Consider the following 12,977-nt stretch of genomic DNA (forward strand, 5'->3'; position numbering starts at 1 on the left):
TCTCTAAACTCACTACGCTTATTAGATCAAAGGGCTAGATCTGTGTCCAGCCCTTTTTCAACAGTCTGAGCCCTCAAATATGAGGGCTTTAAATGTGGCGGAGAGATAGGGATTTGAACCCTAGATACGCTATTAACGTATGCCGGTTTTCAAGACCGGTGCTTTCAACCACTCAGCCATCTCTCCAAAACCTATGATCCACGCTTAATAGCACGAATCTAAAATAAGTGGCGGAGAGATAGGGATTTGAACCCTAGATACGCTATTAACGTATGCCGGTTTTCAAGACCGGTGCTTTCAACCACTCAGCCATCTCTCCGCAGCGGGGCGAATAATAGAGAATCCCTATGCGCTTGTGAAGCTTTTTTTTCAATTATTTGATCGTTTGCGTAAAATTTGGCTCAATCGTCTAAGAACCAGTCAAAATTATGCGTATTTTAGATATTTCAGCGAACTTTTGAAAATATTCAAAGTCTTACGTATTGAGTAACTATTACCGTAGAGACCCAATTAACGACAGATATTGATCCAGAAATCATTGCCCCAACATATAACAATTGATACTCTTATCTTAGTTATTTTTGGGATCAGCATGTTTTATTAAGGAGCTTGAATCATGGCATTCAATCATTCATACAACACTGCAAAACCTGTCATGTCGACAATGGAAACAAACAAAGTGTTGAAAAACACTTACTTCCTGTTGGCAATGACATTAGCGTTTAGTGCAGTAACAGCCGCAATTTCAATGACAATGGCATTACCAGCATTTACCGGTATTGTTTGTTCATTAGTTGCATTTGGTTTGCTTTTTGTTATCGGTAAAAAAGCAAACTCATCTTCTGCTATCGGTCTTGTATTCCTATTTACTGGTATTTTAGGCTTCGGCCTTGGGCCTATGCTTAATCACTATGCTGCACTACCAAATGGTGGCATGTTGATAGCACAAGCACTTGGCACAACAGCGTTAATTTTCTTCGGTTTATCAGCTTATGCACTAACTACGAAAAAAGACTTCTCATTTATGGGTGGCTTTTTAACGGTTGGTTTAATCGTGGTTATTATCTCAAGCCTAGTAAACTTGTTCATTGGATCTAGCATCGCGTTTATGGCAATTAACGCGGCAGTCGTGTTATTAATGTCTGGCTTTATCCTTTATGATACAAGCCGAATTATCAACGGCGGCGAGACAAACTACGTGCTTGCAACTGTGAGCTTGTATTTAAGTATTTATAACTTATTTACCAGTATCCTTGCCCTTTTAGGCGCATCGGATGACTAACTCAGAATTTCTGATAAAATAAGCCCCATTACGGGGCTTTTTTTATGAGTAAAATTTGAGTCAAATAGCCATATCAGTTCACTTTGGCGTAGCTGCACAGTCAAAGTTAACTTTACTAGAACGGTATGTCGATGCCGCTATTAAAAGTGACCATCAAATCGCGTGTATCTTTCTATACCAAGATGGTGTTTATCACGCCAGTCAAAATATCGTACACGCTTCCGACGAATTGCAGGTCAACGCACTTTGGCAACGCATCAAAGATAAAGGGATCCCCCTGTTGTTGTGTGTCACCGCTGCGGAAAAACGCGGCGTTAGCATCGAAGACGTTAGCCCTTTCACCGTTGCTGGCCTTGCGGAGTTTGCCATGATCTCGAGTAAGTCTGATAAGTGGGTGCAGTTTAAATGAGTAAAAACGTGTTAATTATTTCTCAAACCAGTCCTTTTGACCAAAATAGTCTGAAAGAAGCACTCGATGTCGCACTAATCTATGCAGCGATTGATCAACAAGTAAGTTGGCTTTTTACCGGTTCTGCTGTGCTATCGCTCCAGAAAACCCTCAATGCGCCCACACTGGGTTTAAAAGACATGTTTAAGCAATTAAAAACTCTGGAAATTTATGATGTCGAGCGGGTTTATGCCTGCCAGTCAGCGATGGATGAGTTTAACGTATCGCCACACTCCCTTGCTGTTGATACTGAAGTCAAAAATCAGCATGAAATCCTTGCGTTAATCAAACAACATGACTTTGTGGTGACACTATGAGCACGCTACATATTATTTCTAGTATCGAAGCATGCGATCAGCTGCAGTTTGTATCCCATCAAGACACTATTTTATTATGTAATGATGGCTGCTTTGGGCAAACGCGTATCTCAGCCGGGGATGCAAATGTGGTGATGCTGCAAACTTGCGCCAGTGCCAGAGGCATTGTCCCAGAGGCCGGAGTAGAGCTTATCTCTGACAAAGATTGGGTTGAGCTGACCATTACGATGAACAATTCAATTACTTGGTAATCATCATGCTAGAATTTAACAACCAAACTATCGAGACAGATAAACAAGGCTATTTGCTAGACCATACTCAATGGACTAAAGATTTAGCACCACTTCTAGCCGCAGAAGAAAATATTGAGCTTTCAGATGCACATTGGGAAGTCATTGAGTTTGTGAGAAATTTTTATCTCGAATACAACACCAGCCCCGCGATCCGCATGCTGGTAAAGGCAATGGCTAAAGCACTAGGCGAGGATAAAGGCAATAGCATCTATTTGTATAAGTTATTTCCAAAAGGTCCAGCCAAACAAGCAACAAAAATAGCGGGGTTGCCAAAACCCGCCAAGTGTATTTAGGACGGGACAACCGAACTAAAAAAGGCCTCAAATGAGGCCCTGTATAAAAACATTACTTCGTATACGCTCTTGGCATATCAGAATCTGTCGTATATCTGTCTCTTAGTTTATCGTGACGTGATTCAGTAGACACTTCCTCACCATTGATCCAGATTTTATCGATTGTGGTGCTAAATTCGAAAGGATCCGCACTCCACATTACGATGTCTGCACGTTTACCAGCTTCAATCACACCGCCATCAATGCCCAGTGCTTTCGCAGGGTTAGCGGTAACTGCCTTGAGTGCGCCTTCATGACTCATGCCATTTGCTACAGCAATACCCGCATCAAAGCGTAGCTGGTAGACGTTATGACTACCGTCACCACCAATTGACAGGATGACATTGACACCCGCTTTTTCAAGCTTACCTGCGTTATCTAGACTTGCATGCATTGAGTCAAAGCTAGCTGGTAGGTTTGATACCGCACTCAAAATAACAGGTACTTTCGCCTCGGCTAATTGCTCAGCGACCACTACCGCATCATCTGCGCCCTGAATCATCAGATCTAAACCAAACTTTTCTTTTAGCTTAATCGCTTCAAGAATATCAGACGCTCTTGAAAGCGTTGCAATCACAGGCATATCACCCGCAAGCACTTGAGTTAACACTTGTTCTTCTGAACTCGGTTTTCCCTCATCTTTTTTGTCTTTCTTAGCAAGCTTTTCTTGCTGTGCGTCAAGCTTTTTAACAACGTTATCTAACGCTTTTGCACGAGACCCTTTGCTTTTGGCCCCCAGATGAATAATTAACGCTGTTTGCTTGTCAGTCACACTGTTAAACTCGCCAGATAAGTCAACAACAAAACCAAGCCCTGCAAACTCACTTTTACCGCCCCAAGGTGCGACAAAGTTTTGCGTTATACCGCCTTTTCTTGCATAGGCAATTAAGCTACTACGTGGATTAAATGCGGTGCTTGCGTCAAAATCTACTCCGGCATCGTCATCACCAGCATCACGAGAAGCAGCAACCGCACCAACTTCAACTAAGCCAAGTTGGTTCATTGAGCCGATAAAACCTGGAGTGACAACCTTACCGCTGGCGTCAATCGTTACATCAGCAGTCACATTATCTGGGTTAATCGCTTTTATTTTACCGTTTTCGATAACTAGGGTCGCACCTTCAAGTACGCCAGCATCTGTCGCGGTATGGATCGTTGCATTAGTAATTGCGGTAACATTGGCAAAAGCAACTGAGTGAGCTAGCAATGCGCTAGTGATCATGGTTAGTTTCATGGTTTTCATCTCATCAACTCCTTACTTTTGACCTAACATAAAATCACTAACCGCTTGATATTTTTCATCGTGACGATCATAGACTTTACCACCATCTACAAAGACCTGCTCTGCACGAGAGTACACGCTAAACGGATTGGTGTTCCAAATTACTACATCGGCTTGTTTGCCTTGCTCAAGCGATCCAGTTTTATCCTGAATGCCTAACGATTTAGCTGCGTTCGAGGTGATCCACTTAATTGCATGCTGCTCGTTGATGTTAAAGCCAGACTGGTTAGCCGTGTTCATCACTTTTGCGGCTTCATGATTTAAGCGTTGGATTGTGGTATCTGAATCAGAATGGACAATTGCACATGAGTTTTTCACTGCATCAACAATTGCAACGTTTTCCTGAACCATATCATACGCCTCCATCTTAAAGCCCCACCAATCTGGCCAAAGCGCTGCACAGTTACCGTTTTCACCTAATAGATCTGCAATCTTATATGCTTCAATGCCGTGGTGGAACGTCCCTGCGTGATAACCAAACTCTTTAGACAAGTCGATCATCATTGCCATTTCTTCTGCTTTGTAACAATGGTTATGGATCAAGATTTCACCATCTAGCACACCACGAAGCGTATCGAACTTGATATCACGTTTCGGTGCATCCGGATTCAATCCAGCAGCATATTCGGCTTCGTACTGTTCCCAAGCGCGCTTATATTCACCAGCTTCAATCCAAGCTTCACGGTATCCTGCCATGTTACCCATACGAGTATAAGGGGCTACACCTTTAGAGCCGTATACACGCTTTGGATTCTCACCACATGCCATCTTTAACCCATATGGCGCATCTGGGAATTTCATTGCCTGCATTGTTGGTGCCGGCACATTCTTTAAGGTAACACCACGACCACCAAATAGGTTTGCAGAGCCAGGTAAGATTTGTAGCGTGGTGATCCCCCCTTCTCTAGCTCGGTTAAAGCCTGGATCTTGCGGCCATACAGAATGCTCAACCCATACTTGAGAAGTATTAGGGTTAATCATTTCATTGCCATCACTGTGCGATTCTACACTTGGGCTGGGGTAAGCTCCTAAGTGAGAGTGCACATCGATAATGCCAGGTGTTACCCATTTGCCTTCAGCATCAATGGTAATATCTGCCGTGACAGATAGGTCTTTACCAACTTGCTTGATTTTACCATCAACAATAAATACATCACCTTGTTCTATTTTTTCACCCGTTCCGGTTAAAACGGTAGCATTAGTGATTAGGGTGGACTGAGAAGGTACAGGCTTGTAGGTACTTGGGTATGGGTTTTTCTCTATGGTAACTTTTTCTTTTTGTGGGCCGTTATCCTGACAGCCCATCAAAGCTGCGGCAATGCCAGCTACGACTATGGAGGGAGCAAATTTATACATTTTTTGTCATCTCTATTGTTTTTTTTGACTTTAACTCATACCATCGCACTTTACGCAATTATGAGTTTTAGTCACAAGTAATTACGACGAACGTCCAGATATTATAACGCATGTTGTCAGCAGTGAGTAATTTAGAAAAGCCTTAGTTGCCACAACGGAATGTAAATTAGCGTCAATATTGACACGTTTTGACACATCACGAAGCATAAGTAACAAAGAGGAAGTAAATCTAAAAACGAAGTGTTAAATTATCGATAATAGTATTTTATAGTGAAAAAAGTTTTTGCTATTTGTATCTTTAGAAAAAGAATAACTTAATACTTTACAGATAGATAGAAATCTGGCACACATTTGACATACTCTATTACATTCGGAATTACTTGATTTACAGCATTCTGCGGCAACTTTAGTAATACTAAGAACGTGTCCTAGAGATAGCCAAGGAGCTAACCATGAAATTGTTCAATTTAGTATGTGCAACCTCGCTTCTAATCGCAGGTACCGCATCTGCGGCAGATTTTGTTGCTGCAGATAATAGTAGAGCGACCAAAGTTTGTATGTCGGTAGTCAAAGACAATAAGATTCACTTGTTCCACACCATTAAAGAGCACCACCTAAAAAAACGTGTTGTAGAAGAAAAACTCCACTGCAATGATATGCCTGTCGGCAAATTTGCAGCAACCTACGGATTTAATAAAGCTGCGGATTTCCTCGGTGTAGACAGTAATGTAGAAACCAGTATTAAAGACATCGCTAAACTAGATAAAAAGACCATTTTTGTCTCAGGATCTAAGTAGTGATGTCAACATGTTTGTAAACAAAAAAGCAAGGCGTAGCAATCCCTAGCTGCGCCTTTTTCTCAGTTCAGCTACACAACTGTAGTCAATAACCCAAATAGACCCCCAAAGACGCCTCCCCACACAACTAACCAACCTAAGTGAGTCTTAATCATGTTTTGTACGATCTCCTTAACCATTTTCGGCGTTAGCTCATTGAGTCGCTCATCCACCGCTTTTTCAATAGTTTGATGTAAATCATCGCCAAGTAGACCGTTACTGAGCGATTCACTAATTGCAACATCAAACTCAGGCTGTTCACCGAGCTCAACTATTGCTAATCGCATTTTTTCAATAAATGGTTCTCGCAGCGGTTGTACAGCTTCAGTTCCACCAAACATCTGCAGCATCGCGCCAAATTGAGACGCTTCAATGACACTTAACAAACGGTCGAACGCAGGATTTAAATCGACTTTATTAGCGATCGGTGCCAAGTCAAACTTTGGATGCTCCTTGTCGAGAAACTTTTCTAGTTTTTCTTTACTAAAGAACTCGCTCAAGATGAGCTCTCTAATCGACGCTTTAAACGATTCGAACTTAAGCGTAATAATTCCTGAACCATAGAGGAAAGGCACTTTCTCAAATAACATATGTACCGCTAACCAATTCGTCAGTGCGCCAGATAATGCAAACAATCCAACCGAAAACAAAACGTCGTTTTCTAGTACGAAGCCAGTACCTGTTAGCAGTATTGCGAATGAATTGGTGATGATATTTTTATTCAATGTACTTCCCTTGGATAAAATGACAGACACGATATTTTATTTTTTTTAGAAAAAGGCCTCAAGTATTTGTGATCTTGAGAATTTCAACCATATTTTAGAGTAAGTGAATATGTTGGATCTAACTTATGTGGAACAAAGTCAACCAACAAATCTCTGAATCTCTCCATGGCGCTTTTGAGTTTTCGTCGAAGCAAACCTTAAAGAGTTATGGGTCTAAAAAGCTTTATAAGATTGCAGACGATACCCATCAGTTTTTGGTCAAAGTAGCTCCAATTCAGGCTTTAGAGCGATTTGAATGCGAAGCATCTAATCGTGAAAAGCTTATTCGCGACTCTGATTTTCTTGTGGCTGATACAATAGCCCTAGGTACGAGTGTTGAGTTCTGTTTTATTGTGCTGGAATGGTTAGAACTTGATCATCGCAATGAAAACTGGTTTGAGTGCGGTCAAAGTCTTGCTAAAATGCACCAACGTCATGAACAGGAAATGTACGGCCTAGAAGAAGACAATTACATTCACGAGCTGCCGCAACCAAATCAATGGCACAAAAAATGGGAAGTTTTTTTTGCTGAGGAAAGAATTGGTTGGCAACTGCAGCTGCTTGCTGAAAAAGGGATTATCCTCACTGATATTGACACATTTGTGGAACAACTTAAGCCACTCCTTCCTCACCAAGTTCAACCGTCTCTGGTTCATGGTAATTTTTGGCATGGTAACATTGGTTTTAGCCATCAAAAACCCGTGCTATTTTCCCCTGCTTGCTATTATGGTGATAGAGAAGTTGATATTGCGATGGCTTCGTTATTCGCTCCGCTACCAGATGACTTCTATCATGGTTACGAGTCTATCTATCCTCTCGCAGAAAATGCGGCTGAGCGTTTAGACATTTATCGCTTATATCCTCTTTTGGTGCAAGCAAACTTGTTTGCTGGCAAGTACATACGGGACGCGGCAGAACAAGTGCAAGCCCTGCTCAAATAACTGCCATATTTTCGTCACAATGCGCTATAGTTAAAAGGTATTTAGTTTGGCCAATTCAGGTGGAGGGCCAATGAAAAACCTATATCAACAACGTATTGAATGTCCGCATTGTGGACATCATATTTTTGTCAATCTTGATACGAGTGAAGGCGATCAGGACTACTACGAAGACTGTGCGGCTTGTTGCAATCCAATACACCTAAATATGCACTTAGACCAACTGCACAATAAGCTTGAACTTAGGGTTGATAGCGACGACGAACAAGTATTTTAGTCGAAGCTGAAATACTACAGATGATGGGCAGCTCATTTGCGAGCTGCTTATCAAGTTGACACAACCTTAGTCAGCAATTTTTGTAGCCTAATAGTGTGCGAAAAGGGTTGTTCTCGGGCAAGGCACTAGCTATGCTTCAATAAAGTTTGCTTCTTCATGTAGTTTTCAACGGTATTAATAATCGTGTAGGTTTGTTGGTCAACTTCAATATTCACGCTATCTCCCGCTTGCATCGTACCCAAGTTTGTAAGCGCTAGCGTTTCAGGTATTAGGTGTAACCAAAAGCCGGTATGGTCAAGCTCTCCCACTGTCAGACTCGCACCGTTTACCGCGATAAAGCCTTTGTACATCACATACTTATGCCACGCTTCTGGCAAGGCCACATGCATCCTACAGTTACCCTCGTTGCGACGTATTTCACTGATCTTCGCGCTTGTTTGAATATGGCCTGAAATTATATGTCCGCCGAGTTCCGTCCCAAACGTCATCGAGCGCTCAAAGTTTACCTGCGACCCTCTTTGTACTTCACCTAGATTAGTGAGTCTCAATGTTTCATCAATCACATCAAAACAAACTTGCCCTACCACATCATTTTCTGGTTGTTCGAAATGTACCACCGTTAGGCAACATCCGTTAATTGCTATGCTCGCCCCCAAGGTCAGCTTATCGAGGTATTCAGCACCAACAGAAATAACTAATTTTAAAGTATTGTCGACCTGCTTTGCTGACACCACCGTTGCTTTTGTTTGAACTATTCCTGTAAACATATCTACCCTCTTAACTTATCCTTGAGATTGTAGCGAAATTGCACTAAGAGATGTACTTAATTTGTATTGAATATTCAACTCGATAAAAATAGTTGCGACTGCTAGCCGCAAAATTTTGCTAAAAACAAAGCACTAAAATAAACTAACGTTTTTACGCCTTAAGTAGTATCTCACCATGAATTTTTCAACTTGGGAAGCCAGACGCTTGCTTCAGCTTGCGATCCCCGTTTTTCTCGCTCAAGTTACTTTAGTTTTAATGACCGTCGTTGATACGATGATGGCAGGTCAAGTCAGTGCTGAGGACTTGGCTGCTCTTTCTATTGCTACAGGTGTTTGGAACCCTTTGATTTTTAGTTTGCAAGGGATCTTACTTGCACTTACGAGTATTGTTGCCCATTGCCATGGTGCTAATGACACCGCAGGGATCAAACGATTTTTCCAGCAAAGCTTGTATCTGGCCTTAGCGCTTTTTACCGTGGGTTTGGTTTTAGCGAACTTTACTTCTATGGTTTTTTCAAATATTGGGGCAAGTGAGAATGTCCAGACCCTTGCTCAAGGCTATATTGATTTTGTGAAATGGGGTCTATTAGGCTTTTTGGCCTTTACGGTATACCGCAATGTTACCGAAGGGGTCGGGCAAACAAAGCCTGCTTTTTACATCAGTATTGTTGGTCTTAGTATCAATATCGTTGCTAATTATATTTTCATCTATGGTAAATTTGGCGCGCCAGCACTTGGTAGTGCGGGCTGTGGCCTCGCTACATCCATCGTACTTTGGTCAATGGCAATTGCACAGTGGGTGTATAGCTTAAAGAGTAAACACATAGATGGAAAGGCATTGATTAGTGGTTTTACCAAACCAAGTCTATCTATGATGAAATACGTTGCGGCACTTGGCTTCCCAATTGCTCTGGCAACTTTCTTTGAAGTTACACTATTTGCTTGTATTCCATTATTTATTGCTGATTTGGGGCCTATCTCCGTATCCGGTCACCAAATTGCAGCCAGCGTCACTACAATGCTGTTTATGATGCCATTAAGTTTGTCAATGGCTATTGCAATACGGATCGGCAATCTAACTGGACAAGGAGCCTTAGACCAACTCAAACTTTCAGTGAATACCGCGTTTCTTTTGGCCACCTTAATTGCACTATTTGTCGCACTCATTACGTATATAGGAAGAGATCAGATTGTTTGGCTCTATACAAACAATACCGAAGTAGCCGCTCTTGCAACCAGCATTATGGTGCTGGCTTGTTTGTATCAATTACCCGATGCATTACAAGTCTCGGCAAATGGTGTGTTAAGGGGACTCAAATATACTAAACCAATATCTTGGGTTACCTTTGTATCATATTGGCTAATTGGCTTTTCGTTAGGCTATGTATTAGCAAAGACCGATTTAATCACGCCTGCGATGGGTCCTCAAGGCTTCTGGATTGGTATTATTATTGGCTTGAGTACGGCGGCAGTATTATTGGTTACATGCGTAAACAAACGGGTGAAATTTGAGATTAGTCAAGCGAATAGCTAGCACGCTATTACTTTTTACATTGGCCGGCTGCAGCAAGCAGCCGAGCGATATTGCTGTTGAATATCAACAACGTTTGGCGAGCGCAACTGACATAGAGGTGGTACACACAGCGCCACTTTACAATCCGGAGGTACAAAAAGTACCATTGCCTACAAGTGAGCTAACTATCTCTATGTTAGACATCACGACCGCTGGACACTGCAAAGTAACAAACCTCATCGCTGCGCACAATAATCAATTAGGGAAAGTAAGTTACCCAAGCGAGCGCTTGAAATACAACATCTTATTTATTCAGCAAGCGCCTCACTGCATTCATCACCCAAACACAAGCGACGAGTTGAAACAAACATTCACCCAAGCAATACAGGAAAAGAAACAACAGCTTCCACGTTACTTTCTTCACATGATGACATTTGAAAGAGAGTTGGCAAGTTTGAGCTTGTTAATCGCTGAAGAAGTGCCACTAGAGTTGCCAGCAGCCCACAGCAACATGCTAGAGGCAGTTAACGAGCTCGCAGAGCTGGCAATACACTTAGACACGCCAGAAAATCTCAACCCAGTCACACTCACACCCGCTTTAAAAGTGCTTTCTCAGCGATTTATCTCATCTTTGGTGACGAGCGTCCGTAAGCAGACTCAACTGAATAATGCCACTACACGCCAATTACAACAACTTAGGCTGAGAGATGATATTTGCAAAAGTGGCGGAAACAAAAAGCAGGCTAAGATCATAAGCAATATCTTCAACAAGTATTATTTATCCGTTCTTCAGCCTTATCAGGCGGTGCTCTCTCTTTCTATGGAAGAGTTGATCTCAGCCTGGCAACCCATCCACCTACTGTATCAAAATAACAACGTTGTCGATCCGCTCATGCTTCAACAGCACTTGGATAATCTTAAAGATTCTGCGAAAGCACACGTAAAATGGTGGCAAAAATTTTACCAGCTGTGTGAAATCCCTCCAGTATGAACAAAAAAAAGGCAAACAATCAAAAAATTACTGAAAGCCGCTTGATCCGTTAGCTGAGTCACTATATATTACAACGCGTTGACAGGCACAGACCTGATAAAATTTAATAAGAAAATGTTATTGTACGACCGTAGCTCAGTTGGTTAGAGCACTACCTTGACATGGTAGGGGTCGGTGGTTCGAATCCACTCGGTCGTACCAAATCTTATAATACAACCGTAGCTCAGTTGGTTAGAGCACTACCTTGACATGGTAGGGGTCGGTGGTTCGAATCCACTCGGTTGTACCACTACTAGTTTTAATTCAAATTAAAAAAGCACTACCTACTCTCTATAACCCGCGCCAAGGGTCAATAATAAAGATAGTACTTTCTCCACTATAATCAGCTCTATATTAAATTATTTCATTAGCATGATAAGTAAAAAAGGTACAGAGTAATGGATTAACTTTCAGGCTTTGGGGTAGGAACAGTGAAAAGGAATTTAGCATACGATGGCCTACGTGGTTGGCTGCTAATTATTATTGCCTGTAACCATTTATATGGTCACTTCGTCCCTCAACTCACTAGAGCACCTTTAGGTTTTGTAACAGCAGCCGAAGGTTTCGTATTCTTGTCTGGATTTGTCGCATATATTGTCTACGGAAGGTTGAGCAATAATAAAACACAGCTTCAACGCAAAGTACGGCGGCGCTGTTTAACCATATATGGATTTCATATTACAGCCATTACCATCAGTTTCATANTTTCCGTTTTATATCCAACAATGGACTGGTTTTTTTAATGCAGCAAATTGGTTCAACAATCCCTTTCAAAGTTATATTTCGGCTATTTTATTGCTTGAACACCCTGGTTATCATGACATACTTATCTTATATCTTGTGCCAATGATATTTCTGCCTTTTGCAATACTTGCTATAAATCGTGGCCAACTTTGGTTAGTCGCAACTTCTTCTGTCCTTATATGGCTTTTATCGCAACACGTCACAATTCAGCCTTTAGCTGGTCCATTTAACGTTATATTTTCCGATATCACAATCAATGTGAGCTACTTTGACCCTTTAGCGTGGCAAATATACTTTTATATGGGTTTTATTCTAAGCTACCTAAAACACCATAAAGGCTATTCTTTTGATTTTCCCATTGCCGTACGGATATGCTTGCTCACATGTATCACCGCTCTGTTTATTACTAAACATTGGTTTCCAGCACTGATGGAGCCGTATCTATTGGGAAGTAGTAACGCCTCGGTAGTTTATCAATTGAGTTTATTATTAGCCGTTTACCTGTTTATGTTACTAAACCGACATATACCGGGGCTCTTTACGCTGAAGTACCCCGTATTTTTAGGGCAACATGCGTTACCCGTATTTGCTTTCCATACCGTAGTCATTTATTTTCTGCAGCCTTGGAGCCAGGCTTACACAACGCAAACTTGGTATTGGGATTTACTCATCTGCATATTTTTCATTGGGTTACTTGCGATACCTGCAAAACTTGACCAACTATGGCGTTCCAGCAACCGAAGAAACCAACTTGGAGCACAGAGCAAGGCAGCGTAAATGCGTAGTGTTTGGGAAGAT

Annotated in this window: 16 protein-coding genes and 4 tRNA genes; 14 read left to right on the forward strand and 6 right to left on the reverse strand. The window is 41.7% G+C overall.

The features are described from left to right. Nucleotides 1-95: 95 nt before the first annotated feature. Together CKO50_RS04750 and CKO50_RS04755 are read right to left on the reverse strand one after the other, a co-directional pair. Nucleotides 96-186 (reverse strand) — tRNA-Ser (locus tag CKO50_RS04750). Nucleotides 187-228: 42 nt separating this feature from the next. Continuing rightward, nucleotides 229-319 (reverse strand) — tRNA-Ser (locus CKO50_RS04755). A 297-nt stretch (nt 320-616) separates the two neighbouring features. Here CKO50_RS04755 and CKO50_RS04760 point away from each other — a divergent pair. From CKO50_RS04760 to CKO50_RS04780, 5 genes are read left to right on the forward strand one after another with little or no spacing between them, the layout of a single operon-like run. Beyond that, nucleotides 617-1,282 carry a Bax inhibitor-1/YccA family protein gene (locus tag CKO50_RS04760; protein WP_010604622.1) on the forward strand — a complete coding sequence of 222 codons (666 nt, stop codon included), beginning with the start codon at nt 617-619 and terminating at the stop codon, nt 1,280-1,282. A 55-nt stretch (nt 1,283-1,337) separates the two neighbouring features. Continuing rightward, on the forward strand, nt 1,338-1,691 hold the full coding sequence (tusD, locus tag CKO50_RS04765) for a sulfurtransferase complex subunit TusD (protein WP_095727230.1): 354 nt from the start codon (nt 1,338-1,340) through the stop codon (nt 1,689-1,691). Beyond that, nucleotides 1,688-2,047 (forward strand): DsrE family protein, encoded by a 360-nt coding sequence (locus CKO50_RS04770; protein WP_095727231.1) that lies wholly within the window; start codon nt 1,688-1,690, stop codon nt 2,045-2,047. Before tusD ends, CKO50_RS04770 begins: the two co-directional genes overlap by 4 nt. Next, nucleotides 2,044-2,298 (forward strand): DsrH/TusB family sulfur metabolism protein, encoded by a 255-nt coding sequence (locus CKO50_RS04775; protein ID WP_095727232.1) that lies wholly within the window; start codon nt 2,044-2,046, stop codon nt 2,296-2,298. Before CKO50_RS04770 ends, CKO50_RS04775 begins: the two co-directional genes overlap by 4 nt. 5 nt (nt 2,299-2,303) lie before the next feature. Then, entirely contained in the window at nt 2,304-2,633 is a 330-nt protein-coding gene (locus tag CKO50_RS04780) for a TusE/DsrC/DsvC family sulfur relay protein (RefSeq protein ID WP_045989037.1), read from the forward strand. 52 nt (nt 2,634-2,685) lie between these two features. Here CKO50_RS04780 and CKO50_RS04785 read toward each other — a convergent pair whose 3' ends face one another. Both CKO50_RS04785 and CKO50_RS04790 read right to left on the reverse strand, forming a co-directional pair. Further along, nucleotides 2,686-3,915, reverse strand: a complete 1,230-nt coding sequence (locus tag CKO50_RS04785; RefSeq protein ID WP_095727233.1) for an amidohydrolase family protein — start codon at nt 3,913-3,915, stop codon at nt 2,686-2,688. Between the two features lie 12 nt (nt 3,916-3,927). Beyond that, nucleotides 3,928-5,310, reverse strand: coding sequence for an amidohydrolase (locus CKO50_RS04790; RefSeq protein ID WP_010604616.1), 1,383 nt, complete (start codon nt 5,308-5,310; stop codon nt 3,928-3,930). A gap of 452 nt (nt 5,311-5,762) precedes the next feature. Here CKO50_RS04790 and CKO50_RS04795 point away from each other — a divergent pair, with 452 nt between their 5' ends. Next, nucleotides 5,763-6,107, forward strand: a complete 345-nt coding sequence (locus CKO50_RS04795) for a DUF3718 domain-containing protein (protein ID WP_095727234.1) — start codon at nt 5,763-5,765, stop codon at nt 6,105-6,107. 71 nt (nt 6,108-6,178) lie between these two features. Here the strand turns inward: CKO50_RS04795 and CKO50_RS04800 are convergent, their stop codons facing one another. Next, the gene (locus tag CKO50_RS04800) at nt 6,179-6,871 is read right to left on the reverse strand and encodes a DUF445 domain-containing protein (protein WP_095727235.1); all 693 of its coding nucleotides are present in this window, start codon (nt 6,869-6,871) and stop codon (nt 6,179-6,181) included. 125 nt (nt 6,872-6,996) lie between these two features. Here CKO50_RS04800 and CKO50_RS04805 point away from each other — a divergent pair, with 125 nt between their 5' ends. Both CKO50_RS04805 and CKO50_RS04810 read left to right on the forward strand, forming a co-directional pair. Beyond that, nucleotides 6,997-7,851, forward strand: coding sequence for a fructosamine kinase family protein (locus tag CKO50_RS04805; protein WP_095727236.1), 855 nt, complete (start codon nt 6,997-6,999; stop codon nt 7,849-7,851). Between the two features lie 70 nt (nt 7,852-7,921). After that, nucleotides 7,922-8,125, forward strand: a complete 204-nt coding sequence (locus tag CKO50_RS04810) for a CPXCG motif-containing cysteine-rich protein (RefSeq protein ID WP_010604612.1) — start codon at nt 7,922-7,924, stop codon at nt 8,123-8,125. A gap of 125 nt (nt 8,126-8,250) precedes the next feature. Here CKO50_RS04810 and CKO50_RS04815 read toward each other — a convergent pair whose 3' ends face one another. Then, nucleotides 8,251-8,892 carry a riboflavin synthase subunit alpha gene (locus CKO50_RS04815; protein WP_095727237.1) on the reverse strand — a complete coding sequence of 214 codons (642 nt, stop codon included), beginning with the start codon at nt 8,890-8,892 and terminating at the stop codon, nt 8,251-8,253. Nucleotides 8,893-9,067: 175 nt separating this feature from the next. On the opposite strand from CKO50_RS04815, the gene CKO50_RS04820 reads away from it, so the two are divergent. The 6 genes from CKO50_RS04820 to opgC (CKO50_RS04845) all read left to right on the forward strand — a co-directional run bounded on the left by CKO50_RS04820 (nt 9,068) and on the right by opgC (CKO50_RS04845) (nt 12,956). Further along, nucleotides 9,068-10,426 (forward strand): MATE family efflux transporter, encoded by a 1,359-nt coding sequence (locus CKO50_RS04820; protein ID WP_095727238.1) that lies wholly within the window; start codon nt 9,068-9,070, stop codon nt 10,424-10,426. Continuing rightward, nucleotides 10,401-11,396, forward strand: coding sequence for a DUF3080 family protein (locus tag CKO50_RS04825; RefSeq protein ID WP_095727239.1), 996 nt, complete (start codon nt 10,401-10,403; stop codon nt 11,394-11,396). Before CKO50_RS04820 ends, CKO50_RS04825 begins: the two co-directional genes overlap by 26 nt. 124 nt (nt 11,397-11,520) lie before the next feature. Beyond that, nucleotides 11,521-11,597 (forward strand) — tRNA-Val (locus tag CKO50_RS04830). Nucleotides 11,598-11,608: 11 nt separating this feature from the next. Beyond that, nucleotides 11,609-11,685, forward strand: a tRNA-Val gene (locus CKO50_RS04835). A gap of 181 nt (nt 11,686-11,866) precedes the next feature. Further along, nucleotides 11,867-12,178 (forward strand): OpgC domain-containing protein, encoded by a 312-nt coding sequence (gene opgC, locus CKO50_RS25050; protein ID WP_095727240.1) that lies wholly within the window; start codon nt 11,867-11,869, stop codon nt 12,176-12,178. Beyond that, nucleotides 12,102-12,956: an OpgC domain-containing protein gene (opgC, locus tag CKO50_RS04845; protein WP_095727241.1), complete on the forward strand. Its 855-nt coding sequence runs from the start codon at nt 12,102-12,104 to the stop codon at nt 12,954-12,956. The genes opgC (CKO50_RS25050) and opgC (CKO50_RS04845) overlap by 77 nt, the downstream gene beginning before the upstream one ends. The last annotated feature ends 21 nt before the right edge of the window (nt 12,957-12,977 follow it).

Source organism: Pseudoalteromonas sp. HM-SA03 (genome assembly GCF_002289345.1).
Classification (GTDB): Bacteria; Pseudomonadota; Gammaproteobacteria; order Enterobacterales; family Alteromonadaceae; genus Pseudoalteromonas.